We start from the raw sequence: 25,554 nt of genomic DNA, 5'->3' as shown, positions 1-25,554 counted from the left end.
GCCCTAATACTTAAACAATTTTACACAAATTCACATTGTATTCACTTTGCTTACACAGCACGGATTCGCCGATGATCGCCCGACACAATATCGCCATAATAATAGCGACAGCCGCTGGCCTGCCTTTAATTCTCCCTGCCCATGCCGCGCCGCCGGATAATCAATTCATTATTCAGCAACAGCGCCAGAGAGCCCTGGAGCAGCAATTAACCCCGCCGGTGCCGGACGTGCGTCTTTCTGAGCCCGCCTCCGGCTTTGGCAGAATTGCCTTTCTGACCGAAACCCCCTGCTTCCCGATCAACCGCGTCGAGCTGAGCGGTCAGGAGGCCCTGCCCCACTGGGTGCCGCTGCAGCGTATCGCGGATCAGGCCCGGGGGCGCTGTCTGGGCGGCAAAGGGATTAATCTGCTGATGAGCACGATGCAGAACCGCATCGTCGACCACGGCTGGATCACCACCCGCGTGCTGGCCCCGTCTCAGGATCTGAAAAGCGGCACCCTGAAGCTTGCCATCGTGCCGGGCACCGTCCGCCAGGTAAAACTGACGCCAGAGAGCGACGACTATATCCAGCTGTACAGCGCCTTCCCGGCGCATGAAGGGGAGCTGCTGGATCTGCGCGATATTGAACAGGGGCTGGAAAACCTGCAGCGCCTGCCGACGGTCGAGGCCAATATGGAGCTGGTGCCTGGCGAAAACCCGGGCGAGACCGATGTGGTCATCACCCGTAAGCAGAGCAAAATGTGGCGCATCGGCCTGTCGCTGGACGACGCCGGAACCGAAACCACCGGGCGTTACCAGGGCGGCGTGACCCTGTCGCTGGATAACCCCTTCTCCCTGAGCGATCTGCTCTATGTCTCCGCCAGCCACGATCTGAATGACAAGGGCGGCAAAGGCAGCAAAAACGTCACCGCCCACTACTCGGTGCCCTTTGGCTACTGGCTGCTGGGCGTCACCGGCAGCGACTACGACTACCACCAGACCGTCGCCGGCCTGAACGAGGACTATCGCTACAGCGGTAAAAGTAAAAATCTCGACGTTCAGCTCAGCCGGGTGCTGCACCGCAGCGGCTCGCAAAAGACCACCTTTACCTGGGACGTGCTGGCGCGAGAAACCCGCAACTATATCGACGATACCGAAGTGGGCGTCCAGCGCCGTCAGACCGCGGCCTGGCGCATCGGGCTGGATCATCGCCACTACATCGGCCAGGCGACCCTGGACGCGGGCATCAGCTATCAGCGCGGCACCCGCTGGTTCGGCGCACAGCCTGCACCGGAAGAGTACTGGGGCGATGCCACGGCGCTCAGCAAAATTACCCTGTTGAGCGCCCAGCTCGACCTGCCGTTTGCCATCGGCACGCAAAACTTCCGCTATAACGTGCAGTACCTGCGCCAGATCAGCAACACGCCGCTGACGCCGCAGGATCAGTTCGCCATCGGCAACCGCTGGACGGTGCGCGGTTTTGACGGCGAGCGCACCCTGAGCGCCAGCCACGGCTGGTACGTGCGTAACGATATCGCCTGGCGCACGCCGCTGCCGAACCAGGAGTTCTACCTGGGTGCCGACTACGGCGAAGTGGGCGGTTACAGCTCCGATCTGCAGGTGGGTAGACACCTGGCGGGCGGCGTGGCGGGCCTGCGCGGCAATGCCTTTAACACCGGCTACGACCTGTTCGCCGGCACGCCGTTCTCTAAGCCGGACGGCTTTGAAACCAGCGATCTGACGCTCGGCTTTAACCTCAACTGGAGCTGGTGATGCGCGTCGGCAATCTGGATATCAAAGCGCCGCTGATCCTCGGCGGAGAAGAGAGCGAGGCCGAGGTGCTGGGCGCTACCGTCTGGCTGTGGATGCACTCCCCGATGCACCGGGATGCGCCCCTGCACGCCCTGCCCACCCTGCTGCTGCCGATCATCAAGCGCCGCCAGTACGTGCTGGTGAGCGAAAACGGCCGGCCGATCTTTTTCCTCAGCTGGGCCTGGCTGAACGAGGAGGCGGAAGCCCGCTACCTCACCCGCCCCGCTATCGAAATGAAAGAAGCGGACTGGGACAGCGGGGATCGGATCTGGTTCTGCGACTGGATCGCCCCCTTCGGCCACACCGCCGCGATGTATAACCTGATGCGCCGCGACATCTTCCCCGACCACGTCTGTCGTGCCCTGTATCACCGGGGCGCGGAGCGTGGCAAGCGCGTGATGCTGTTCCACGGCAGTCACGTCAGCCCTCAACATGCCAGAGAGTGGCAACAGAATCACCCGCTAGCTGTGCGCCTGCCGGAAGCGTTTAAAGGAACGAACCATGAATAAGAACCTGTACCGAATTGTCTTTAACAAAGCGCGCGGCATGCTGATGGTGGTGGCAGATATTGCCCGCTCCGGCCGCGCCGGTTCGTCCCGTTCTTCCGGCATCGGTCATACCCACAGCCAGCTTATCGGCAAGGTGAGCGCCCTGAGCTTCAGCCTGTGGCTGGCGATGGGGGCGGTGCAGACGGCGCAGGCCAATATCGTGGCCGACGCCGGTGCGCCCAAAAACCAGCAGCCGATGGTAATTAACAGCGCCAACGGCACGCCGCAGGTCAATATCCAGACCCCGTCCAGCGCCGGGGTGTCGCGCAACAACTACACCCAGTTCGACGTAGATCAGAAAGGGGCGATCCTCAACAACTCGCATAAAAACGTGCAGACCAACCTCGGCGGCATGGTGGCGGGCAACCCGTGGCTGGCGAAAGGCGAAGCCAAGGTGATCCTCAACGAGGTGAGCTCCCGCGACCCGAGCAAGCTGAACGGCATGATCGAAGTGGCGGGTAAAAAAGCCCAGGTGGTGATCGCCAACCCGTCGGGCATCACCTGTAGCGGCTGCGGCTTTATTAACGCCAACCGCGCCACCCTCACCACCGGCCAGCCGCAGATGAAAGACGGCGCGCTGACCGGGTTTAACGTCGAGCGCGGCGAAGTGGTGGTCGACGGCGCGGGGATGGATACCTCCGGCGCGGACTACACCGACATCATCGCCCGCTCGGTGAAGGTGAATGCCGGACTGTGGGCCAACGACCTGAAGGTGACTACCGGGCGCAACAAGGTAGATGCCGCCCACGAGGTCATCGAAAAAGGCAGCGACGATCCGGCCACCCGCCCGCAGCTGGCGGTGGACGTGGCCAGCCTCGGCGGCATGTATGCGGGCAAGATCCGCATGGTGGGCACCGAGCGCGGCGTCGGGGTGCGTAACGCCGGAGCCATCGGCGCTCAGGCGGGCAGCGTGACCATCTCCGCCGACGGGCGCATCGAGAACAGCGGCACCGTGCGGGCGGCAGAGAGCGCCAGCCTGCAAACCGCAGGCGAACTCAACAACAGCGGCGTAATCACCGCCGCCAGTAACGTCCGGGCGAACGCGGCCAGCCTCACCGGCAGCCAGCAGAGCGTGCTCGCCGCCGGGGTGAAGAGCGACGGCACCTTCGCCGATGCGGGCGATCTGGAGCTGAGCACCAGCGGCCAGCTGAGCGCGCACGGGCAAACCCTGGCGGGAGGCAATCTCAGCGCCAGCGGTCAGGGAGTGGACGTCAGCGGCGGCCAGGCCCAGGGCAAACGCCTGCTGCTGGACGGCGGCGCGGGGGATGTGAACACCGCCAGCGCGAAGGTGAACGCCAGCGAACTGACTATCCGCAGCGGGAAGTTGCTCAACAACAGCGGCGGTAGCCTGAGCGCGGAGACGATTAACGTCAGCGCTCACGACCTCAACAACCAGAAGGGCAAAATCGTCCAGCGCGGCAGCGACGCCCTGCGGGTGGATCTGCCGGGCAATCTCGATAACCAGCAGGGGCAGATTGGCGCAGCAAACGGCGTGCAGCTGAAGGCGGCGACGCTCGACAACACCGCCGGGCAGATCGTGGCGGTGGCGGGCACTACCCGTCTCAACGCCGACACGCTCAACAACCAGCAGGGGCTGATCTCCGCCGCGGCGGGTGACGGTGAGATTACCAGCCAGCAGGCCGTCAACAACGCCAGAGGCCGCATCGAGGCGGCGAAAACCCAGCGCATCAGCGCCGGGAGCCTGAACAACCAGCAGGGGGTGATTGTCGCCGACGGCGCAACCCTGGCCCTCAACGGCGGCGAGTTTGATAACCGTTCCGGCTCCCTGCTCTCTCAGGGCGGGCTGAGCGTGGAGAGCGGTGCCCTGAATAACCAGAGCGGTTTCCTGGCGAGCGACGGCGACTTTAGCCTGCGCGCCGGGAACATCGACAACACCGACGGTCAGATCGGCGCTAACCAGAGCTTAAGCGCCAGCTTCGACGCCCTGAGCAACGACGGCGGCGCGCTGAAATCGGTCGGGGCCATGACCCTGTCCGGCGGCCTGCTGGACAACCGCCACGGCACCACCTTCTCCGGCGACAGCCTCAGTTTCAACGGCGGCACGCTGAATAACGCCGCCGGGCAGCTGGCGGCGACAGACAGCCTGTCGCTGGGCACCTCGCAGCTCATCAACGCGCGCGGCGTGCTGCAGGGCGATGGGATCAACGTCACCACCGGCTCGCTGGATAATGCCTCTGGCACCCTCAACAGCCTGGGGGCGCTGAACCTCTCGGCGGACAGGCTCGATAACCAGGCGGGCACCCTGGCGGCGAGCGGCGCGGCGGATATCGCGGCCACCGAACTCGATAACCGCAACGGCGGGCGCATCATTGGCGAGACCGATACCGACCTGCACACCACCAACCTGCAAAACGGCGGCGGGCAAATCCAGTCGGTGGGCGATCTGCTCCTCGACAGCGCCCGGGGAACCGTGGATAACGTCTCCGGGCTTATCCGCAGCGGCAAAAGCGTGACCCTGAATGCCCTGAACTTTGTTAACCACACCACCCTCGGTAGCAATCAGGGGCTGGAGGGGCAGAGCCTGACCCTCAACACCGACACGCTGGATAACCAGAGCGGCAGCATCCTGGCTAATCACGCGCTGAACATTCACACCCGCGGCGTGCTGAACAACAGCGCCGGGGCGCTGGCGTCAGGCGAAACCCTGAGCCTGAGCGGTGACGGGCTGAAGCTGATCAACGCCGGGGGTACCCTCAAGGCGGGTGAGAACCTGAGCGTGGAGGCGGCGTCGCTGGACGCCAGCGGCCAGCTGCTGTCGCTGGGGGATATGACCCTTCACAGCACCAGCGGCGTGAACAACAGTGGCACCACCCTTGCCAACGGCAACCTGAGCTTCACCATCGACGGCGATCTCACCAACAGCGGCCAGCTGATGGCGGGCAGCGCCCTTAACGTGCAGAGCGAGAACCTGAATAACCTCGCCAGCGGTGAAATCAACGCCGGAAGCACCACCCTGAATACCGCAGGCACCCTGGTTAACCGGGGCCTGATCGACGGGATCGCCACCCGCATCAACGCCAACACCCTGACCAACACCGGCACCGGGCGGATCTACGGCGATGCGGTGGGGATCAATGTGGATACCTTTAACAACCTCGCCGAAAACGGCACCGCCGCAACGCTGGCCGGACGCGAGCACGTGAGCCTGGGCGTGCAGACCCTGAACAACGCCGACCACGCCCTGATCTACAGCGCGGGCAGCATGAGCATCGGCGGCGCGCTGGACGACAACGGCGCCGTCACCGGCCGCGCGGGCACGATCAATAACCACAGCTCGACCATCGAATCTGCCGGGGATATGGCGATTGCCGCCGGGCAGATCAACAACATCAACGATCGCTTCTCCACCGAGGTGGTGCGGGTCTCCGAGGAGGAGCTGACGGATTATCAGCACTCCGGGTCAACCAACCGCTGGAGCTCGACGGAGAACGGCGTCTGGGTGGATGACAACTCGTCTGACGGCCTGAAAAACCTCAACACCCCGGAGCGCTCCGGCCACGGCAACGACAATTTCAACCAGTACGACTACACCCGCACGATTGACGAAACGCGCATCAAAGAGAGCGACCCGGCGAAGATCCTCGCCGGGGGCAACCTGCTCCTGACCGGCGACAAGCTGTTTAACGACAAGAGCCAGGTGATCGCCGGCGGCACCCTGGCGATTGACCAGTTGGGCAGCGTGCAGAACGATGACGTGACCGGCCAGCGCTTTACCACCGATGAGGGCACCGTCACCCACTACTACCGCATTCGTCACAAAGGCGACGATGAGCAGGGGCGCGATCGCACCGCCTATACTCCGCCGACCACCATTCAGAGCATCTCCCTGAAGCCGGGCCAGCTGGTCAGCAACGGCAGTGTCGAGGGCAGCAACCTCAGCATCACCCCGCTGGTACTGCCGGGTACGGACGTGGCGATTGGTCAGGCCGCGGGCGTTACCCCTGCGCCGCAGCAGACCGTCTCGCCGGGCGAGCCGGTGACGCCGCCTGCCGGTCAGCAGTTTGAAGTGACCCCGGCCGACGGCGCGATCCGCATTATCGGCCCGAATACCACCCTGCCGGACAACAGCCTGTTTAAGGTGAACCCGTCGGCGGAGGTGCCGTATCTGGTGGAGACCGATCCGCGCTTCACCAACGAGCGCCAGTGGCTCGGCAGCGACTATATGCAGGACGCCTTTACCACCGATGGCGACATGACCCAGAAACGGCTGGGGGATGGCTACTACGAGCAGCGCCTGATCCGCGAGCAGGTGATCGGCATCACCGGCCAGCGCTATCTGGACGGCTACAACAATGACGAAGAGCAGTACAAGGCCCTGATGGATCGCGGCATCACCTTCGGCAAGCAGTACGACCTGAAGATCGGCGTGGCGCTGACGCCAGCGCAGATGGCGCTGCTGACCGGGGATATCGTCTGGCTGGTGAACACCCGGGTGAAAATGCCGGACGGTTCGATGGAGAACGTGCTGGTGCCGCAGGTCTACGCCAAAGTGAAAGCGGGCGATATTGACGGCTCCGGGGCGCTGATTGCCGGGAACAACGTCTCGATCAAGCTCAACGGCGACCTCTTTAACCGTGGGACGATTGCCGGGCGCAAAGTGCTGCAGATCGACGCCGACAACATCACCAACCAGACCGGCACCATTCAGGGGGCGGACGTTAACCTCAACGCCCGCACCGATATCAACAACCTCGGCGGCGCGATGGTGGGCGACAGCAGCCTGCTGGCGAGCGCCGGGCGCGACATCAACCTCACCAGCACCACCACCAGCGCGTCCAGCGTCAACGGTGAGAACAGCTTCGCCCGCACCACCATCGACAGCGTGTCGGGCATTTACGTCCAGGGTGACGACGGCAAACTGGCGCTGCAGTCCGGGCGGGATATTAACCTGACCGGCGCGCAGGTGATCGCCAGCGGCGAGAACGGTAACGCCCAGCTGGTGGCCGGGCGCGACATGAACCTCAGCACGGTGCAGACCGCCAGCCGCGATAACCTGGTGTGGGATGCCGACAACAGCCTGAAGCAGGGGCAGACCCAAACCGTCGGCAGCGAAGTGACCGGCAAAGGCGACGTGACCCTGGCGGCGGGCAACGACCTCAACGCCCGCGCCGCTGCCCTCTCCGCCGGGCAGGCGCTGAACGTCAGCGCCGGGAATAACCTGACCCTCGCGGCGGGTGAGAATACCCAGGAGCTGGACGAGCGGCACAAAGTGGTGGGCGGTAACGGCTTCCTGTCGAAAACCACCACCACCACCCGCGACCAGATCGCGCGTCAGACGGTGCAGAGCAGCGAGCTGAACGGCGACAGGGTAAACCTCACCGCCGGAAACGATCTCACCGTGCGCGGCAGCAACGTGGCCGGTACCGGCGATGTCGCCCTGCTGGCAGGCAACAACCTGAGCGTAGAGACCCAGGCCGAACGCAATAACGAACTGCATCAGAAGCAGGAGAAAAAATCGGGGCTGCTGAGCTCGGGCGGGATCGGCTTTAGCGTCGGCACCCAGAGCATCAAAACCACCGACACCGGGGCGGACGCGACCCAGGCGGGCAGCACCGTAGGCAGCGTCAACGGCGATCTGACCCTGCAGGCGGGGGATCGCCTGACGGTGAGCGGCTCGGATCTGGTGGCCGGTCAGGATATGACCCTCAGCGGCAAAAATGTCGATATTACGGCGGTGAACAACCGCAGCCAGCAAACTCACGAGGTGGAACAGAAAACCTCCGGCCTGACCCTGGCGCTCTCCGGCACCGTCGGCAGCGCGCTGAACAGCGCCGTCGAGGCCTCCCAGCAGGCGAAATCCTCCGGCAGCGGCCGTCTGCAGGCGTTGCAGGGCGTGAAGGCGGCGCTCTCCGGCGTGCAGGCCGCGCAGGCCGCACGGATGGATCAGGCCCAGGGCGCGGACGCTGGCAACACCAACACCGTGGGTATCAGCCTCTCTTACGGCAGCCAGTCGTCGAAATCGACCCAGACAAGCGAGCAGAACACCGCGCAGGGCAGCACCCTGAACGCCGGGCGCGATCTCAGCGTGATCGCCACAGGCAGCGGCGAGCGCGGCGTGGACGGGGATCTGACCGTGGAAGGCAGCCAGTTGAAAGCGGGCAACGACCTGACTCTCGCCGCCAACCGCGATCTCTATCTGCGCTCGGCGCAAAACACCCAGCTGCTGGACGGCAAAAACGAGAGCAAGGGCGGCAGCGTGGGGGTCGGCATCGGCGTGGGCTCCGGCGGCTTTGGCCTGAACATCTCCGCCAGCGTCAACCGTGGCAAAGGCAATGAGAGCGGCAACGGCACCACCCACAGCGAAACCACCGTGGACGCGGGCCGCCAGGTGAATATCCTCACCGGACGCGACGCCACCCTGACCGGCGCGCAGGTGAGCGGCGAGACGGTGAAAGCGGACATCGGCCGCAACCTGACGCTCACCTCCGAGCAGGACAGCGATCGCTACGATTCAAAACAGCAGAACGCCAGCGCGGGGGGCAGCTTCAGCATCGGCTCTATGACCGGCTCGGCCAGCGTCAACCTCAGCCGCGACAAGATGCACAGCAACTACGACTCTGTCGTGGAACAGACCGGGATCTTCGCCGGGAAAGGCGGCTACGACGTGACCGTGAGCGAACATACCCAACTCAACGGGGCGGTGATTGGCTCCACGGCGACCGCCGATAAAAACCGTCTCGATACCGGCACCATTGGCTTTAGCGATATTGAGAACCGCGCCGATTTCGAAGTGGAACACCAGAGCGCGGGCATGAGCACCGGGGGGAGCATCGGCAGCCAGTTTGCCGGGAATATGGCTAACGGCCTGCTGGTGGGCGCTAACCGCGACGGGCACGACAGCAGCACCACCCACGCGGCGGTATCTGACGGCACCCTGATTATCCGCAATCAGGATCGTCAGGTTCAGGATGTGAATCAGCTCAGCCGCGACGTGGAGCACGCCAACCAGACGCTCTCCCCTATCTTCGATAAAGAGAAAGAGCAGGAGCGACTCCAGCAGGCGCAGCTCATCGGCGAGATTGGCAATCAGGTGGCGGATATTGCCCGCACCGAGGGGAGCATCCGCGCCACCAACGCGGCGAAAGAGAAGCTGAAAAACGTCAACGCCCAGGATCTGCAGGAGGCGAAAGCGGCGTGGGAAAAAGCCAATCCGGGCAAAACCGCGACTCTTGAAGACATCAACGGCCAGATCTATCAGACCACCTATAACGACGCGCTCAGCGCCTCCGGCTTTGGCACCGGCGGGCAGTATCAGCAGGCGATCCAGGCGGCGACGGCGGCGGTTCAGGGGCTGGCCGGGAGCGATCTCAGTGCGGCCCTCGCGGGCGGTGCCGCGCCGTACGTGGCGGAGGTGATTGGTCACTATAGCGGTCTGAACGACGCGGGCAAAGTCGCGGCCCACGCGGTGGTCAACGCCGCGCTGGCCGCCGCCCAGGGTCAGGACGCGCTGGCGGGAGCCGCCGGTGCCGCCACGGGCGAGCTGGTGGGGATGATCGCCACCGAGATGTACGGCAAATCTGCCGACGAGCTGGACGAAACCGAGAAGCAGACGGTCTCTGCGCTGGCAACGCTGGCGGCGGGCTTGTCCGGCGGGCTGGTGGGCGACAGCTCTGCCTCTGCTGTGGCGGGAGCGCAGGCGGGTAAAACGACGGTTGAGAATAACTATTTGAGTACGGCGGAAGCTCGCCAGTTGGATAAAGAGCTGCTGGAGTGTAAAGCCTCCGGCGGTGACTGCATGAAAGTGGTTGAGAAGTACCTGGCAATCAGTAATGAGAAAAGTAAAGAACTTGTGGACGCCTGTACTGGCGGAGGAGTGACCTGTGTCACCTGGCAGGAGCTGATCCAGGCCTCGACTAACGTGGCCAACGATCCGCAGCCGGGCCAGTTCCGCCTGGATGAAAAACTCAAAGATCCGACGGCGGCAGCACTGGTGAATTATCTGAACGGCGCGGACCTGAAATTCCTGCAGGACAATATCACCACGGGAGATCGCGTTCTGTCTGTGGTTATGGATCCTACCTCCTGGCCGGTGATCGTCATGGGCGGTCGGGCAATTCTGACCAACGCCGTAAACAACAGCAAAGAGCAGCTTATCGCTGTGGGCGTGGGTGTCGGTTTAGGCGCGGGTATTCAGTACAAGACAACGGGTGAAGTCAAACTTGCCGATCTCATTGGGTCCGGCATTATCGGGGCGATCACTGCGGGTAAAGGCTACAACCCAACCGTGACATGGAACGCAGCAGGTGGTTACTATCAGGCTAAAATCAATGGCGACGATCCTATGCTCGCGGCTTTACTGAGTAAAGCGGGTGCCTCTGCAGGTTTTGCTACAGGGAACTTGATCAAAGTGCCGTTTGATAAAATCTTCAATCCGGTATCAAAACAGTACGAGTGGGTTCCAACAGGCGTCTGGACAATCACCAAGCCTGTACCACAACACCCGTTACCTTCAATACTGGGTAACGCAGGGGACTCTGCAATGTCGGGTATGGTTTCAGACAAGCTGAAAGAGAGCGATAGTAAGAATGAAAAACAGCACTAAATCATTTATTAACCTTGTTTACCTGTGCTGTGCGATAGGTCTGGCCGTGTTTATCCTGACGCTCCTTGGCCGTTTGGTTGGCGCAGCGTTAGCGTGGAATGTGAAGGAGGGTTTTCCCTTCTCTTTCCGGGACGTGCTGATATGTCTTGAGCTAACCTGGCTGGGACTGCCTGCGGGTGTGGTTATCTGGTTTTTTTATCACCGGTAAAAAGCTCAGGGAAGAGAGCATTGTTAATCACCCCGCCCCTTCCGGCGGGGATAGGTATATTTCAGGCGTCACCGGAGATGCGTTGCAGATAAAAGAATCAGGTTGTGAACATGCAGCTAAATAAATCCAGAAAATCCATCTGGGTACTTTTGGGCATATGCTTTTTAATGTGCATTGCTTTGATGATGATTGGAACGTTTTCTTATCTTCTGAAAGGCTGGTTGATTTGGGACTTTGAGAAGCCCTTTCCTTTCGGAAAAAAAGAAATTATGACTATCCTAAAAATCAGTTTCTTAGGTATACCAGTGGGGATGGTGTTCTGGATTTTTAGCATTCGTTAAGACCATGAGAAGCCGCGAAAGCGCCAACCGGGAAATGCAATTAACCACCTGATATATTTGAGCTTCTTATCTTAAGGCGACGCAAATGAAAACCTTCCCAATCTTGTTCTGTTTCATGCTCAGCGGCTGTGTTGTCGGCAATATGGACTCAACCGACTACCAATATGTTCGCTATGCGCAAACTTTTCAGAAGCCAGCTCCCGGCGGTTACACCGATAATGAACAGCGTAAAAAAGATCTCTACAGCTGTGGTGTACCCAAATACGCCAATCTCGATGATGGCAGCTGGAACGGCGGCAGCGCTCGCCCGGAGCAAACGCTTCAGGAGATCGTTGCCAGGAATGATAAAATCTCAGGCTGCATGAAAAGTAAAGGCTATAAGGTTTACGGTTACGATGCGTGCGGCCCACTTAAAGCGCCGACCGGACTTTGCCCTAATTAATATGACCAGCCAGGATAGACTTTACCTGTGCGGATTAACAGCTAATATGTTCGCACTAAATTAAATTAATGGAAAATAAATGGAAGAATTAGACCATTTGCATAATAAAATAGCGCAAACATTAGTTGATGCCGGTCCTGCTGATGCGAAGAAAATCATTGTACGCGCAAAATTAGCCCTGGATGGGGAGTCATGTGAGTATGAATATGATTATGTTGATCAACAGGATAACGAAAACTGGTTCATTCCGGATAAGTTAGTCAGTTACCAACTGAGGCTCTTGTTAGTTACGATGCGGGATTATTATATGCAAAATAATATGACCAATGGCAATGCACTATGGACAGGTTGCGAAATGATCGTTGAAATACCCGCAGAGAAAATCATCATCAACCTTAAATATGATGAATAGTTATATTGCCCTACCAAAATAGGGGAGGCAAATTCCAGGACTATTCCGGCCTTTAAGATTATTCCCTATTTCATCACCCGCTAAAAAATCCAACAATTTTATCGCTTTATTTGCAGTGGAATATCTTCGGCCTCACGGAAGAATATATCCAATAAAACACACAAAAAATGGCGACAAGGATTACGGAAAGTGAAAAAAATAACTCTGGCGGTATGGGTTGCGGCAAGTCTGACAAGTGGCGCTGCGCTGGCAGATAATCACACGGTCTCTGTGGGTTATGCGCAGAGTAAAGTGGAAGACTTTAAAAATATCCGCGGTGTGAACGTTCAATATCGCTACGAGTGGGATTCCCCGCTCAGCCTGATGGGTGCATTTACCTATATGAGCGGGGATCAGGACGAGCATTATTATCTGTTCTCTGACTCCGTTAAAAACCACGTCGAAGTGAAATATTACTCCCTGCTGGCAGGCCCGGCGTATCGCATTAATGATTTCGTTTCCCTGTACGCGCTGGGCGGTGTGGCTCGCGTGAAAGCCGACGGCCATACCACCTGGGTAAACGGCGGTGACAACTACACCCAGCGCGACGGCATCGATGAGAAATCCACCTCGTTTGCCTACGGTGCGGGCGTGCAGTTTAACCCGACGCCTGAGCTGGCAATCCACGTTGGTTACGAAGGCACCACGGCCGACCTGGGCGATGATTACGGGATCAACGGCTGGAACCTGGGCGTGGGTTACCGTTTTTAACCCTCACCCTAACCCTCTCCCTGGAAGGGAGAGGGGACAGTCTGTGCATGCTTCATGATGTGGGCGATAAATTGGGTCAACTTCGGCAACGGGCGTAAATCCTGACGCCATAAAAGATGCACCGGTCGGGGCTGTGGTGTGTAATTTTCTAAAACACGAATCAGCCGACCACTCGCCAGCTCGTCCGCCACCAGCACCTCCGGTTGTAACAATAACCCTGCCCCGGCAATCGCCGCCATTCGCAGCCCATATCCGTCGTTACAGCGCAAAATCGCGTCGCGCTTCCAGCGCACCTCCCCTTCCACGCCCGGCAGTCGCCACTCGTTGCGCGCGGTCCAGACGGTGTGGGACAGACAGAGGTGATCCACCAGATCAATCGGCGTTTGCGGCGTGCCGTGGCGGGCTAAATAGTCCGGCGCAGCGCAGATCACCATCCGGTACGGGCAGAGATATTTCGCCACCAGATCGTCGTTATGGATGTCGCCAATGCGGATCGCCAGGTCTACCCCCTCCTCCACCAGATCCACCATCCGGTTCGTCAGATCCAGCTCGACACGCACCTCCGGGAAGCGCTGCAAAAAAGTGGCGGTCAGCGGGGCGATCACGCATCCACCGAACGACGTGGGCGCGGTCACCCGCAGCGTGCCCGCAGGCGCCGTGCGTAAGCGCTCCACCGCACTTTCGGCGATAGCAACCTGCTCCAGCGCCCGCTTCGCCTCGTCAAAGTAGACGCGCCCGGCATCGGTCAGGCTCTGGCGGCGCGTGTTGCGCTCCAGCAGACGGGTACCGAGCTGGCTCTCCAGCTGGGCGATGGACTTGCCCACCATCACCGCCGAAACCGACAGCCGCGCAGCGGCACCGGTAAAGCTGCCGCTCTCCACTACCGCGATAAAGGTCTCCATGCCGCGAAACTTATCCATATTACAAACCTCTGGTTAGTGATGTTCTAACTTTAGCCCAGTTTATCCGGCTGCAGGTTTGTTAAACAATGAGGACTCACAACATGAAGGAGTCGGCTATGAAAATCGTCATTATTGGTGCCAGCGGTACGGTGGGTCGCGCAGTCACAGAGGAGTTGAGTCGTCGTCATGAAGTCATTCGCGTGGGTCGCACTAAAGGCGACGAGCAGGTGGATATCACCTCCCAGGCCAGCGTCCAGGCGCTGTTCGAAAAGATCGGTCCGGTGGATGCCATTGTCTCCGCCAGCGGCGGGCTGCATTTTGGCCCACTCTCTACCATGACCGATGGCGAGTTTAACCAGGGGCTACAGGACAAGCTGCTGGGCCAGGTGCGGCTGGCGCTCACCGGCCAGCACTATCTGAACGAAGGCGGGTCGATCACCTTAATCAGCGGCATCGTTGCCCACGAGCCTATTGCCCAGGGGGTGAACGCCACCACGGTGAACGCCGCGCTGGAAGGGTTTGTCCGCGCCGCCGCCTGCGAGCTGCCGCGCGGGATCCGCATCAACCTGATTAGCCCGACGGTACTGACCGAATCCGCTGAAGCCTATGATGGTTTCTTCCCGGGCTTCGAAAGCGTGCCCGCTGCTAGCGTGGCGCTCGCCTATCGCCGCAGCGTCGAAGGGGTGCAGAGCGGGCGGGTCTATAAGGTGGGGTATTGAGTCGCTTGTGGTTGCCGGGGGCGCTTCGCTTGCCCGGCCTACAAAGGCTGCCGCGATGACGTAATTAATGGAAATTAATATGTTACAGCCACGCCCTGGTCCGGCTGTAAATCGCTGAGGCGTTTCCTGAAGGCCGGGACGAGGCGCATGGATGCGCCGAGAGGGCGTGACCTGCATGGATGCAGGATCGCGCCCGACCCGAAGCCGGAAGGAATAAGCCGAAGGTATCGCGTAGCGACGATTTTCTTGCCGGGAGCCCGGGTTGCCAGGGCGGCGGCGATTGAGCCGCCATGGCACGTTCACCGGTTCGGTCATTTCAGAGTAGCAAGGAAGGTAAAGTGAACGGAACCACCACAGGTGCCAGTATGTTCCCCCTCACCCTAACCCTCTCCCTCAAGGGAGAGGGGATCGTCCGAGTCCTCAACCCACCGTACCCCACACCAGGTTCCCGTTATGGAAGGTGGCGGTGCGCGGGGAGATGCGCGCCACCGCTTCGGCGGAGCAGGAGGCATCCACCAGCACAAAGCTGGCGGCATCCTGCGCTTTCGGCCACACGCGCTCGCCGTTGTCGTTCAGCGGCAGCACGTCGCCGGTGGCGATACCTAATGCGCGCGACAGCGTCTGCTCGTTCGGGCGGATGTAGAGCTGGGCGTAAAGGTTGGCTTTTTCCAGCATGTCGCCGAGTCCATACGGCGACCAGTGGTCGATCACGCTGTCGGTGCCGGTCATGACAAATACGCCCTTATCACGCAGCTGTTTGAGCGGCATATGCAGGGTGCCAATCGGCACCGTGGAGGCGATAGTCACCTGCTGCGCCGCCATGCGGGTGGCGATCTCATCCACCTGCTGCTCGTTCATCGTCGCCAGGGCAAAGGCGTGGCTGATGGTCAGCTTGCCCTTCAACGCCGGGGTTTTCTCCACGGTCTGCACCATGTAGTTCACCGCCGCCACGCCCGCCGGGCTGGTTTCGTGCAGGTGAATGTCCACCCCTTTGTCGTAATCCAGCGCAATCTGGAACATGGTGTCGAGGGATTTCTCCATCGCCCCGTCGACGCTGGTCGGATCCAGGCCGCCGACGTAGTGCGCCCCGGCCTGCATTGCCTCGCGCATCAGCTTTTCAGAATTAGAGAGCAGTAAACCGTGCTGCGGGAAGGCCACGATCTCGCAGTCGAAACCTGCGCGTCGCCGCGCCAGAACCGCCTGTAAATTTTCCAGATTTTTCAGCCCGGAGACCGGTTCGATATTGCAGTGGCTGCGGGCGATGGTGGAGCCCTTCGACTGGATGAGGTCGATCAGCTTTTCCGTCCGCTCCTGGGTGTGGGGCTGTAACTCCGGGAGCAGCTTTTGCTCCAGGCGGATCATGTCCTGAATGGTGGTCCCCGCCGGACGATTGAGCGAACGCCACGGGCCGCCGTAGAAGGTTTTATCCAGATGGATGTGCATGTCGCGCATCGCCGGAAGCAGCAGTTTGCCGCCGGCATCGTAGTGCGGCAGGGTGGCGTCGGCGTGGCTTTTATTGTCGAGCAGCGCGGCGATCTTTCCGTCCTTGATCTCCAGCGTTTTCAGCTCGGTACGGGTGCTGACGGCTACGTTGCCGTCGAAGTTAAACCCGGCCTCCAGCAGCACGTTGTCCAGATAGTAGTGAGTCGCGGTGATGTTCATCGGTTTGCCGGTCTCGCAGGTCGGTTTGGCTGTGTCAGCAGCATACGCGACGGAGCCGGTCGCGCCAAACAACGCGCAGGCGGTGGCTGCGGTGGCGATTTTGCCGCTCTGGCTGAGAAACTCCCGGCGGCTTTTATTCTCTGTCATTGTCTCTTCCTTTTACTCAAGTATTCGTACCCGACGGGCTGGAAGCCCGCCGGGGTTAGGCCACGATGTGTGTCCCGGTTTCCCCGCGCAGCGCGGCGGGCAGGCAGTCCGGCGAGGTGATGATCACCCGCTTGCCGCCGTGGCGCAGGAATTCCAGGCTGGCATCAATTTTCGGCAGCATGCTGCCCGCCGGGAAGTGGCCCTCTTCCCTGTAGCGCGTCATCTGCGCCACGTTGACCGTCTCCAGCGCCTGCTGGTTCGGCTTGCCGAAGTTAATGCACACTTTCTCCACCCCGGTGGTGATCACCAGCACGTCGGCGCGGATCTCCCGGGCCAGCAGTGCGGTGGAGAGATCTTTGTCGATCACCGCGTCCACGCTCTGGTAGTCGCCCCCGGCAGTGCGCACCACCGGAATGCCGCCACCGCCCGCACCGATCACCACAAAGCCTTTTTGCGTCAGGGCCTTGATGGCATCGGCTTCGACAATGCGTACCGGCTGCGGCGAGGCCACCACCCGGCGGTAGCCGCGCCCGGAATCCTCGACGAAGTGCCAGTCGGGATGCGCCAGTTGCAGCTCGTCCCGCTGGGCCTCGCTGAAGAACGCCCCAATGGGTTTGGTGGGATGGGTAAAGCCGGGGTCGTTTTTATCCACCTCCACCTGCGTGACCACCGTCACCGCCTTTTGCTCGCCGCGGGCGGCAAGACGGTTATTCAGCGCCTGCTGGATCAGATAGCCGATGCCGCCCTGGGTATCGGCCACGCAGTTTGCCAGCGGGGTGAGCGGCAGCCCTTCCCGCTCGTGCGCAATCTCGGCCCGGCGCAGATCCAGCCCCACCTGGGGGCCGTTGCCGTGGGTGAGGACGATGTCATAGTCCGAGGCCAGCATCTCCAGCACCGACTCCGCGACCGCTTTTACCGCCTGGGCCTGATGTTCAATCGACTGGCTGGCGTTATCTTTGATAATGCTGTTGCCGCCGATGGCAACGACCATGAGTTCTTTCATGTGTTTTCCTTTGGGAAAAGTGCGGTCTGGGCCCCTCACCCCGGCCCTCTCCCCATAGGGGAGAGGGAGATGGTAAGGGGACAAATCAGGCTTCAGAGATCGGCGTAGCGGCTCGCGCCTCTTCCCGGCTATCCAGGACATGCTTCACCACAAACATGCCGCTCATCATCAGGTAGGCCAGCACAAAGGTCAGCGAGCTGCCTTCCGCGAAGCCCACTACCGGGGCGTGGATCACCCCGAACAGCGCCAGCAGCGCGCCGACGGCGGCGGCAACGGCTCCGCGCAGCGGTTTGTTGACGATGGCGAAGATGGCGATACAGCCCCACAGCATGCTGGCGAGCGGCGCGCCGTTCCCCAGATGCATCAGCCCTTCGTAGTAAATCCCTTTGCTGTGCAGGACGTCGGTGCCGATCTTCGCCGCGCTGGTTCCCGCCGCCCCCATCACGCTGTTCATCATGGTCAGCGCCCAGTTGGCGATCCACGGGAACAGACAGATAAAGATGACGGGCACCTCCACTTTGGGCGTTTCCCTCACCACCTGGTTGGCGGTGACCACGCCGATAAAGACCAGAATCGGCACGATGGCGGTCATCGGGATGATGGCGAGCATAAAGGCCCCCAGCCCGAATAGCGGCACGATAAACATGGTGACGCCGGACGCCAGGGTGTAACCAATGCTTGCCCCCATCGCTTTCCAGCCCGCGTGGCCGACGTAGACCGTCACCGGGAACGGGTTGCCCATCAGGCAGCCGAGCATCGAGGAGAGACCGTTAGCCAGCATCACCTTGCGGGTCGGGTACTCGTCCCCCGCCGCGTGGGCGCTCTCGATGTTCTCGAGGTCAAAGATGTAGTTCGCCAGCCCCAGCGGAACGGCAGAGGCCAGGTACGGCAGCGCGTGCGGCAGACCCTGCATAAAGCTGTCGATATGCACTTCCGGCGGGTTAAAGCCGAAGGAGGACATCGAGGCCTTAATCGCTTCCGGGCTTTGCAGGCCGGAGATCCACGCCAGGGCGGTACCGGCGATCAGCAGCAGCAGGCCGGTAGGGATGCGGGCGAAGATCGGCTTTTTGCCAAACCAGTTGATGAAGATCAGCAGCAGCACGATGAAGGAGACCGTCGGCGCTTCGAACGCCTGCAGCATCGGGTTCATCGCCAGCAGCAGCAGGCCCAGACCGGACAGGCACGACAGCAGCACGGTACGCGGGATCATCTTGCGGATGGTTTCCCCTAAAAACGAACCGCCCGCGAGGATCATCGCCTCCACAAAGCACCACACCAGGCCAATCTGGATGGCAAAGTCGGCGTCGCCGGTCTGCTGATAGACCGGCATCAGCACCAGAAAGGTGACGGTGAAAATCGACGGCGCGCTGGGCCCCGACGGCAGCGCGGTGACGTCGCTACGCCCGGTCTGGCGCGCCATCTGCAGGCCAAACCACGCATAGCAGATGCTCGCCACCAGTACCGCCAGCCCGAAGGCCGGCGCAATACGTCCATAAACAATCTCTTTCGGGATGCCGACGACAAAAATGAGCAGCCCCATCATGGTCAGCAGGTTCGTCAGGTTGTTGGTCATCAACCCGAAGTACGCCGCCCAGTCACCTCTTTTCCACTCCAGTTTCATGCTTTTCATGGATGCTTACCTTATAAGAAGTAGCGATCGCGGAAGGTCAACAGCGCCTTTTCAAAACAGCTAAACGGCGGGTGAACGATGCCCGCCCCAATCATGCCGATGCCCGCATCTTTGTGGGCGATGGCGGTGTTGATCACCGGCAGGATGCCGCTGCCCGCGACTCTGGTGATGTCGATGGCGGTAGGAATACCCATAAACGAGAGCAGCGGAATGGTGACGTTCGGGTTTTCGCCCAGGGTGATTTCGCGCATCTGGCGGGAGAAGTCGATGGCTTCTTCCACCGTGCCGCCGACCAGGGCCACAATCGCCGGGGCCGTCGCCATGGCAAAGCCGCCGATGCCGTAGGTTTCGGTGATGGCGCTGTCGCCGATATCCAGGCCGGAGTCCTCCGGCTTGTAGCCCGCGAACATCGGGCCAATCACCTGCTGCGCCGGGCCGGTGAACCACTGCCCCGGCATGCCGGAGACGCGCAGGCCAAACTCGTAGCCGTTACGCGCCATGGTGGTGACCACGGTGCTGTACTCGATGCCGTGGGCGGCATCCAGCGCGGCTTTACACATTGCCATCCACGTCGGGCCGGAGAAGTAGTCGCTGCTGGCGACAAACTCAAACACCTGGCGCTGCTGCTCCACCGGGTAGCCAGCCTGGATCAGCCCCGGCGTCAGGGCCTGAATCAGCAGCGTGGTGCCCGCGTTGTTGCGGTTGTGGCACTCGTCGCCCATGTGCAGGGCCTGAGCCAGCATCAGGCGCAGGTCGATTTCGCCGATGATTTTCATCGCATCGCGCAGCATCGGGCCGAGCACGTCGCGCATCCAGTTCAGACGGTCGATGACGCTCTGATCGTTGGCCCCCATGCGCAGGATCTTCGCCATCTGCTCGCTGAGGTTGGTGAAGGCGCGGTTGCCGTAGGTTTTGTTCTCGACGATATGCATAAACATCGACGCCGAAGTGACCCCCGCCATCGAGCCCACGCAGTCGTGCTCGTGGCACGGCGAGAAGGTGATCTTCCCGGAGGCCGCCAGCCGCGCCGCGTCATCCAGATCGGTTGCCAGCCCTTCAAACACCAGCGCCCCGGTCACCGCGCCCTTCATCGCGCCGCACATGTTCTCCCAGGCCACCGGCGGACCGGCGTGCAGGATGGTGGTGCGGGTCATGCCCGGCACAACGTTGATCGCCTGATCGAAGCCCACCAGCACCGGGTGGGAATGAATAATGCGCTCCAGGGCGAGTTTGTTGGCGGCGGCAATTTTTTCCGCCAGCGGTTTATCCGCCAGCTGATCCAGGGCTTCCACCACCTGCATATTGCCCTGCCCCGGCGGGGTCCAGTCGAGATGGGTAACCGGAACGTGCTGCTTCTTCAGATCGTCGCTGAACATCGCGATACCCACGTTAATGACGTTCAGCGGCTGGTTAAATAAGGTGGTCATCAGGCTTTCTCTCCTTTGAAGACAAATTCACGTGCCAGTAATCCGGTGTTGGTGCTGCTGCTGGCCCAGATCACGCCTGCGTCGGTCAGGAGCTGGCACTGCTGGCTCAGGGACGGGGTATCCTGGTCGGTGCCGAGCACGTAGCCGAGGATCTCCAGCGGGCGGTTATCGGCTTTGGCGATCGCCTGCGCCTCCTTGATCGCCTCGATCATCACCCCTACCGGAACCTCGTGGGATCCGAAACCGAGGACGAAATCCATCACGATCACGCCCACTTCTGGATCCCGCGCCTCCTGCAGCAGGCGGCTGATGCGGTTGGTCGGGTCGATCATCGGGTGCGGCTTGCCGTTGGTGAAGTCGTCATCGCCAAAATCGAGGAAGGTGTGGGCCTGGCTGACGTTGATATCCGCAAGGCGCCTGGCCGGATCCGGCTGGATGTTGCTGTAGACGTCATCGTATTTTTCCAGCGCGGCGAACATCGCTTCGTCGCACAGGGTGCCGCCGCAGAACAGGCCGCGAATGTACTTCTGCTGCGGGGTCAGGCGGGCGCGCACCTCTTCGATCAGCGGCCAGTTGAGCGGATGCAGATCCAGCGACTCTTTTTTGATCCCGGTGAGCAGAACCGCTTTCAGCGCCGCCTCTTTGGTGCCGCGGGCAAACTGCAGCCCCTCTTCATCGGCCGGGGGTTGGTTGCGGCCGAGGAAACAAACAATGACCGGTTTGCGGCAGGCGCGGGCGCGGGCCAGCACTTTCTCGGCCACCGCAGGCGCAGGGGGTTTGGAGATGAGTGCGATGACCTGGGTGGCGTCGTCCGCCTCCAGCATCGCGATGGCGTCGAGCATCATCAGGCCGCCGATCTTTTCGCTGAGATCGCGACCGCCAGTGCCTATCAGCTGGGAGATGCCGCCGCCGAACTCGTGGATGCGTGCGCTCAGCTCCTGGCTACCGGTGCCGGAGGCACCCACAATCCCAATCGGGCCGCGGCGCACCGCGTTGGCGAAGCACAGCCCGGCACCGTTAATAATGGCGGTGCCGCAGTCCGGCCCCATCATCAGCAGCCCTTTCTCGTGAGCCAGTTGTTTCAGCGCCAGTTCGTCGTCGAGGGAGACGTTATCCGAGAACAGCATCACGTTAAGATCGTTCTCCAGCGCCTGACGCGCCTCGCGGGCGGCGAAGGTGCCGTTGACCGAGATCACCGCCAGATTACTCTCCGGACGATGGGTTTTAGCGCTGGCGAGCGTGGCGTAGCGCGATTCGTGTGAGCCTGCGCTCTCTTTGCGGGTGAACAGCGCCTCGATGGCGGCCAGGGTTTCGTCGTTCGCGGCCTCGCCTTTAATGACGATCATCAAGTCGCCGTTTTTAGCGTCCTCTAATTCCGGCGTCAGCAGGCCGAGATTTTTTAAGACGCCTTTATTCATTTCGGTGGCCATCGCCACGAAAGCCTGCTCGACGCCGGGCAGTTTATTGGCTTTGGTGGAAACCGACATCAGCGAAACAGAATCAAAATATGTGTTCTTTTTTATGACGATTTTAGTGGGCATTACGTCCTCCTGAATGCGGGCAAAAGGGGGCCACATCACGCCGGAAGGCATGATGGGGAAAGGCTATTTTTATTTCAGGCCAGCGCGAAACGACTGGCCACAGGGTTTACGCGCCGGCGGCGATCAGCAGGTCGGCAATGTCGCTGAAGCCTTTTTCCCGCGCCAGTTCGAGGGGGGATTTGCCGTATTTATCGGTCATGTGCGGGTTGGCGCCGTGGTCGAGCAGCAGCTTAATAATCGCCTGCTGGCGAGGGCCGCCGTCGTTTAGCACTATGGCCTCCAGCAGCGGCGTCCAGCCAACAAAGTTGGTGTGGTTGACGTTGATGTCGGTGTGGGCCAGCAGCTCCTGCACCACCTCCAGATGGCCTTTCTCGCTGGCCGGGGTGATCCCCACGCCGCCAAAACGGGTCAGCCTGTCGAGGTCCGGTTTGGCCGGCAGCACCAGGCGCAGCAGGGTGAGATCGTTGGTGAGGCAGCTAATCAGAAACGGGTTGAAACAGGTCTGATCCTGCTGGTCGATATTGGCGCCGGCGGCAATCAGCAGCTCCACGCAGGAATAGTGTTTATTCAGGCTGGCGATAATAACGGCGGTTCTTTTCTGCCGGTTGGTGGCGTTAATATCCACCCCTTTCTCCAGACAGGCTTTTAACGCGTCGGCATTACCCTGTTCGGCAGCTAACAGAAATTCGGTAACGAGTTCATTGTTGGACATTTCCACACTCCTGGTTTTCCTTTCTGATGGACTGAGCATAGCAACGGCCTGGTCAGAAAAGAATCCGCTTAAAAATGATTCATCGACAGGCAATTCATTGTTGAGATAAATTTAACAGTCAGGTCAAAATGTGCGTCTGTGCAATCTTTTCCTTATGTTTTGCCGCTATTTAGCCTCGCAGGCTGCATTCTGCTTATGTTTACGCAGACCTTGTCCGACGCGGCTCTCAGCTATTTGGCAGAACTGTGATCGGCTTCAAATGCGTTGTAACTACTTTGTTAAAATATGTTCAAAACTGATGGGTGCCGGGAGCGATAATATGAATTCCATCTTTACCGAAGAGAACCTGCTGGCGTTCACCACTGCGGCACGCTTTGGTAGCTTCAGCAAGGCCGCCACCGAACTGGGGGTGACCACCTCGGCCATCAGCTACACCATCAAGCGCATGGAGACCGGCCTCGACGTGGTGCTGTTTGTGCGCAACACCCGCAGCATCGAGCTCACCGAGTCGGGCTTCTACTTCTACCGCAAAGCGGTAGATCTGCTGAACGATTTCCACGCCATCAAGCGCGGGATAGATACCATCTCTCAGGGGATCGAAACGCGGGTGCGGATCTGCATTAACCAGCTGCTCTACACCCCGCGCCACACCGCCCGCCTGCTGCAGGTGCTGAAGAAACAGTTTCCCACCTGCCAGATTACGGTGACCACCGAGGTGTATAACGGGGTCTGGGATTCGATCATCAATAACCAGGCGAATATCGCCATTGGCGCGCCGGATACCCTGCTGGATGGCGGCGGGATCGATTACACCGAGATTGGCGCTATTCGCTGGGTGTTCGCCATCGCCCCGGATCATCCCCTGGCGCTGGCCCCGGAGCCGCTGGCCGAGAGCCAGCTGCGTCTGTATCCCAACATCATGGTCGAGGACACGGCGCACACCATTAACAAGAAAGTGGGCTGGCTGCTGCACGGCCAGGAGGCGATCCTGGTCCCGGATTTTAATACCAAGTGCCAGTGCCAGATCCTGGGGGAAGGGATCGGTTTTTTACCGGAGCATATGGCCAGAGAGGCCGTAGACGCAGGGCTGCTGGTGACGCGGCGCATCAATAACCCGCGCCAGGACTCGCGCATGCTGCTCGCCACGCAGCATGCGGCAACCGGCCTGGTCACCCGCTGGATCAAACAGCAGTTTGCGCCCCAGGGGGTGTTGACCGGGATCTACAGCGATTTGCTGTGGCGGGATTAGCCGCGGCTCTGCACCCAGAACGCGTGGATAAGACCGGGGATGTAGCCCAGCAGCGTCAGGATGACGTTGAGGATAAACGCCCAGCCAAACCCTTTGCCCAGCAGGACGCCAAGCGGGGGAAGCAGGATAGTAATTACGATACGCCAGAAACCCATAAATTCTCCATACAAGCAGTCAGGTCATTGTAAAAAAAGAGATTTTCTCTTTAAGCGTAGCGAGTCTACGCACGGCTGCCAGCGCTGGCGCGAAGTTTTACCCTCTTTTACCCTCTTTACACAGGTTTAGGCAGACGATTAAGGGGTATTCCCCCTGCAACCCTGTACCGCGGCCTGCGCCTGGGCTAAGCTCGGAGCTCATCCATCATAAGGAGGTAACTATGTTTTCTGTTGGCGATCTGGTTCAGCCGCGTATGGGCGGACCAAAACTTAAAGTGATCGAAGTGCATGAAGATCAGATTGTGGCGGTGCAGGCAAGCAACGAAGACGGGGATAAATACACCCTGAAGGCAGCGGATGTGACGCTGTATAAAGAAGATGGCGATTTTGGCGTCTGCTGAGAGCAGCCGCTACCGGGCGGAATAACGCCGCCCGGTCTGCACGGATTAAATCAGGAAATCATCCAGCGATTTTCCCTCTGCCAGTGCAGTGGCGATTGGCTTCGGCGTACGACCCTGGCCGGTCCAGGTTTTTTCGCTGCCGTCGGCATCGGTATAGCGATATTTTGCGGCACGCGGTTTACGTTTTTTAGGCTGCGCGCTGGTGTTCAGCAGCTCAGAGCCCAACAGGTCTTCAGCAGAAATACCGTCGGCTTTCATCATTTCCAGCAGGGCGCTAATTTTCTGCTGCTGTTCGGCACGCTCCTGCTCCAGTTCAGACTGTTCATTACGTTTTTCTTCTGTGACAATGCGCAGCTTTTCCAGCATATCTTCCAGTATGTCCAGTGAGAATTCACGCGCCATCGCACGGAGTGTACGAATATTATTAAGATTCTGTAATGTCGAAGTCATATAATATGAAAACCTTTTCAAAGTCGTTTAAATAATCAATTCCCGGCCATGGTAATTCATTTGTTTATGAACATCCAGACGAAACCGCACGAAAATATAATACAGGTCAAAGGTGGGGGAATTAACAATATATAATGACGATTATTTTCACTTTGTATGATTTATTCAGAATAAGCGTTTAAGCATTATTTATTTTTACTGTGATATAACCGCCGCCTGAGGCAGTTCCCCTCTCACCCACAATGAATACCCATTCATATAAACTGCATAGAAAACATCAACCAAATCCAGAGCATTACGCTGGATAACATCCATTTAGCAACATAACCCGCAACAAAATCGCCGAATTCTGCTCACCGGAAGGCAGGTCATGCGGTGCGCGATAAAAATAAAACTTAACTAATTGTTTATTAACACAAAAAATGAAAAACAAAAAGAAAATAACGCAGTGCTGTTAAAACCGGTTCGTTTAGAGAATTTTACGGAAAAAACGCCAGTAAAT

At 59.9% G+C, this 25,554-nt stretch carries 19 protein-coding genes; 10 read left to right on the top strand and 9 right to left on the bottom strand.

The features are described from left to right. Positions 1-71: 71 nt before the first annotated feature. The 7 genes from ACOYA6_RS16985 (at position 72) to ACOYA6_RS16955 (ending at position 13,054) form a co-directional block, all read left to right on the top strand. Positions 72-1,751, top strand: coding sequence for a ShlB/FhaC/HecB family hemolysin secretion/activation protein (locus ACOYA6_RS16985; RefSeq protein WP_422655054.1), 1,680 nt, complete (start codon positions 72-74; stop codon positions 1,749-1,751). Beyond that, entirely contained in the window at positions 1,751-2,299 is a 549-nt protein-coding gene (locus ACOYA6_RS16980; protein ID WP_039030020.1) for a toxin-activating lysine-acyltransferase, read from the top strand. The genes ACOYA6_RS16985 and ACOYA6_RS16980 overlap by 1 nt, the downstream gene beginning before the upstream one ends. Beyond that, positions 2,292-10,901, top strand: coding sequence for a two-partner secretion domain-containing protein (locus ACOYA6_RS16975; RefSeq protein ID WP_422655053.1), 8,610 nt, complete (start codon positions 2,292-2,294; stop codon positions 10,899-10,901). Before ACOYA6_RS16980 ends, ACOYA6_RS16975 begins: the two co-directional genes overlap by 8 nt. Before the next feature lie 318 nt (positions 10,902-11,219). Beyond that, positions 11,220-11,450 (top strand): hypothetical protein, encoded by a 231-nt coding sequence (locus ACOYA6_RS16970; protein WP_422655052.1) that lies wholly within the window; start codon positions 11,220-11,222, stop codon positions 11,448-11,450. 85 nt (positions 11,451-11,535) lie between these two features. Continuing rightward, a complete protein-coding gene (locus tag ACOYA6_RS16965; protein ID WP_422655051.1) occupies positions 11,536-11,892 on the top strand; it encodes a hypothetical protein in 357 nt (118 codons plus the stop codon). 79 nt (positions 11,893-11,971) lie between these two features. Next, entirely contained in the window at positions 11,972-12,304 is a 333-nt protein-coding gene (locus ACOYA6_RS16960) for a hypothetical protein (protein WP_422655050.1), read from the top strand. 189 nt (positions 12,305-12,493) lie between these two features. Beyond that, positions 12,494-13,054: an Ail/Lom family outer membrane beta-barrel protein gene (locus ACOYA6_RS16955; protein WP_422655049.1), complete on the top strand. Its 561-nt coding sequence runs from the start codon at positions 12,494-12,496 to the stop codon at positions 13,052-13,054. 8 nt (positions 13,055-13,062) lie between these two features. Here the strand turns inward: ACOYA6_RS16955 and ACOYA6_RS16950 are convergent, their stop codons facing one another. Further along, a complete protein-coding gene (locus ACOYA6_RS16950) occupies positions 13,063-13,974 on the bottom strand; it encodes a LysR substrate-binding domain-containing protein (RefSeq protein WP_422655048.1) in 912 nt (303 codons plus the stop codon). Positions 13,975-14,072: 98 nt separating this feature from the next. On the opposite strand from ACOYA6_RS16950, the gene ACOYA6_RS16945 reads away from it, so the two are divergent. Continuing rightward, positions 14,073-14,675 (top strand): short chain dehydrogenase, encoded by a 603-nt coding sequence (locus ACOYA6_RS16945; protein WP_138370596.1) that lies wholly within the window; start codon positions 14,073-14,075, stop codon positions 14,673-14,675. Positions 14,676-15,095: 420 nt separating this feature from the next. On the opposite strand, the gene ACOYA6_RS16940 is transcribed toward ACOYA6_RS16945, so the two are convergent. The 6 genes from ACOYA6_RS16940 to ACOYA6_RS16915 form a co-directional block, all read right to left on the bottom strand. Then, positions 15,096-16,484: an amidohydrolase family protein gene (locus tag ACOYA6_RS16940; protein ID WP_422655047.1), complete on the bottom strand. Its 1,389-nt coding sequence runs from the start codon at positions 16,482-16,484 to the stop codon at positions 15,096-15,098. Positions 16,485-16,539: 55 nt separating this feature from the next. After that, on the bottom strand, positions 16,540-17,487 hold the full coding sequence (locus ACOYA6_RS16935) for a carbamate kinase family protein (RefSeq protein ID WP_039030014.1): 948 nt from the start codon (positions 17,485-17,487) through the stop codon (positions 16,540-16,542). A gap of 85 nt (positions 17,488-17,572) precedes the next feature. Beyond that, positions 17,573-19,117 carry a xanthine permease gene (locus tag ACOYA6_RS16930; RefSeq protein ID WP_138370594.1) on the bottom strand — a complete coding sequence of 515 codons (1,545 nt, stop codon included), beginning with the start codon at positions 19,115-19,117 and terminating at the stop codon, positions 17,573-17,575. Between the two features lie 11 nt (positions 19,118-19,128). After that, positions 19,129-20,544 (bottom strand): YlbE family protein, encoded by a 1,416-nt coding sequence (locus tag ACOYA6_RS16925; protein WP_422655046.1) that lies wholly within the window; start codon positions 20,542-20,544, stop codon positions 19,129-19,131. Then, positions 20,544-22,085 (bottom strand): acyl-CoA synthetase FdrA, encoded by a 1,542-nt coding sequence (gene fdrA / locus ACOYA6_RS16920; RefSeq protein ID WP_422655045.1) that lies wholly within the window; start codon positions 22,083-22,085, stop codon positions 20,544-20,546. The genes ACOYA6_RS16925 and fdrA overlap by 1 nt, the downstream gene beginning before the upstream one ends. Positions 22,086-22,191: 106 nt before the next feature. After that, on the bottom strand, positions 22,192-22,797 hold the full coding sequence (locus ACOYA6_RS16915) for an ankyrin repeat domain-containing protein (RefSeq protein ID WP_422655044.1): 606 nt from the start codon (positions 22,795-22,797) through the stop codon (positions 22,192-22,194). Positions 22,798-23,116: 319 nt separating this feature from the next. On the opposite strand from ACOYA6_RS16915, the gene ACOYA6_RS16910 reads away from it, so the two are divergent. Continuing rightward, positions 23,117-24,046, top strand: coding sequence for a LysR substrate-binding domain-containing protein (locus tag ACOYA6_RS16910; protein ID WP_422655043.1), 930 nt, complete (start codon positions 23,117-23,119; stop codon positions 24,044-24,046). On the opposite strand, the gene ACOYA6_RS16905 is transcribed toward ACOYA6_RS16910, so the two are convergent. Next, positions 24,043-24,201 (bottom strand): YqaE/Pmp3 family membrane protein, encoded by a 159-nt coding sequence (locus tag ACOYA6_RS16905; protein WP_039030008.1) that lies wholly within the window; start codon positions 24,199-24,201, stop codon positions 24,043-24,045. The genes ACOYA6_RS16910 and ACOYA6_RS16905 overlap by 4 nt on opposite strands. A gap of 221 nt (positions 24,202-24,422) precedes the next feature. On the opposite strand from ACOYA6_RS16905, the gene ACOYA6_RS16900 reads away from it, so the two are divergent. After that, the gene (locus tag ACOYA6_RS16900; protein WP_039030007.1) at positions 24,423-24,602 is read left to right on the top strand and encodes a hypothetical protein; all 180 of its coding nucleotides are present in this window, start codon (positions 24,423-24,425) and stop codon (positions 24,600-24,602) included. A gap of 45 nt (positions 24,603-24,647) precedes the next feature. Here the strand turns inward: ACOYA6_RS16900 and stpA are convergent, their stop codons facing one another. Then, positions 24,648-25,052, bottom strand: coding sequence for a DNA-binding protein StpA (stpA, locus tag ACOYA6_RS16895; RefSeq protein ID WP_422655042.1), 405 nt, complete (start codon positions 25,050-25,052; stop codon positions 24,648-24,650). Positions 25,053-25,554 lie beyond the last annotated feature (502 nt).

The organism is Leclercia barmai (assembly GCF_049312895.1).
GTDB lineage: Bacteria > Pseudomonadota > Gammaproteobacteria > Enterobacterales > Enterobacteriaceae > Enterobacter > Enterobacter barmai.
Note: the sequence above shows the minus strand (reverse complement) of the source record. Positions and strands in the feature narration are given on the sequence as shown.

Coding starts and splice junctions, on each gene's coding strand:
- ACOYA6_RS16950 (WP_422655048.1), bottom strand. CDS start 13,974: ATGGATAAGTTTCGCGGCATGGAGACCTTTATCGCGGTAGTGGAGAGC.
- ACOYA6_RS16915 (WP_422655044.1), bottom strand. CDS start 22,797: ATGTCCAACAATGAACTCGTTACCGAATTTCTGTTAGCTGCCGAACAG.
- fdrA (WP_422655045.1), bottom strand. CDS start 22,085: ATGCCCACTAAAATCGTCATAAAAAAGAACACATATTTTGATTCTGTT.
- ACOYA6_RS16905 (WP_039030008.1), bottom strand. CDS start 24,201: ATGGGTTTCTGGCGTATCGTAATTACTATCCTGCTTCCCCCGCTTGGC.
- ACOYA6_RS16965 (WP_422655051.1), top strand. CDS start 11,536: ATGAAAACCTTCCCAATCTTGTTCTGTTTCATGCTCAGCGGCTGTGTT.
- ACOYA6_RS16910 (WP_422655043.1), top strand. CDS start 23,117: ATGAATTCCATCTTTACCGAAGAGAACCTGCTGGCGTTCACCACTGCG.
- ACOYA6_RS16985 (WP_422655054.1), top strand. CDS start 72: ATGATCGCCCGACACAATATCGCCATAATAATAGCGACAGCCGCTGGC.
- ACOYA6_RS16970 (WP_422655052.1), top strand. CDS start 11,220: ATGCAGCTAAATAAATCCAGAAAATCCATCTGGGTACTTTTGGGCATA.
- ACOYA6_RS16940 (WP_422655047.1), bottom strand. CDS start 16,484: ATGACAGAGAATAAAAGCCGCCGGGAGTTTCTCAGCCAGAGCGGCAAA.
- ACOYA6_RS16930 (WP_138370594.1), bottom strand. CDS start 19,117: ATGAAAAGCATGAAACTGGAGTGGAAAAGAGGTGACTGGGCGGCGTAC.
- ACOYA6_RS16975 (WP_422655053.1), top strand. CDS start 2,292: ATGAATAAGAACCTGTACCGAATTGTCTTTAACAAAGCGCGCGGCATG.
- ACOYA6_RS16945 (WP_138370596.1), top strand. CDS start 14,073: ATGAAAATCGTCATTATTGGTGCCAGCGGTACGGTGGGTCGCGCAGTC.
- ACOYA6_RS16925 (WP_422655046.1), bottom strand. CDS start 20,544: ATGACCACCTTATTTAACCAGCCGCTGAACGTCATTAACGTGGGTATC.
- ACOYA6_RS16935 (WP_039030014.1), bottom strand. CDS start 17,487: ATGAAAGAACTCATGGTCGTTGCCATCGGCGGCAACAGCATTATCAAA.
- ACOYA6_RS16900 (WP_039030007.1), top strand. CDS start 24,423: ATGTTTTCTGTTGGCGATCTGGTTCAGCCGCGTATGGGCGGACCAAAA.
- ACOYA6_RS16980 (WP_039030020.1), top strand. CDS start 1,751: ATGCGCGTCGGCAATCTGGATATCAAAGCGCCGCTGATCCTCGGCGGA.
- ACOYA6_RS16960 (WP_422655050.1), top strand. CDS start 11,972: ATGGAAGAATTAGACCATTTGCATAATAAAATAGCGCAAACATTAGTT.
- stpA (WP_422655042.1), bottom strand. CDS start 25,052: ATGACTTCGACATTACAGAATCTTAATAATATTCGTACACTCCGTGCG.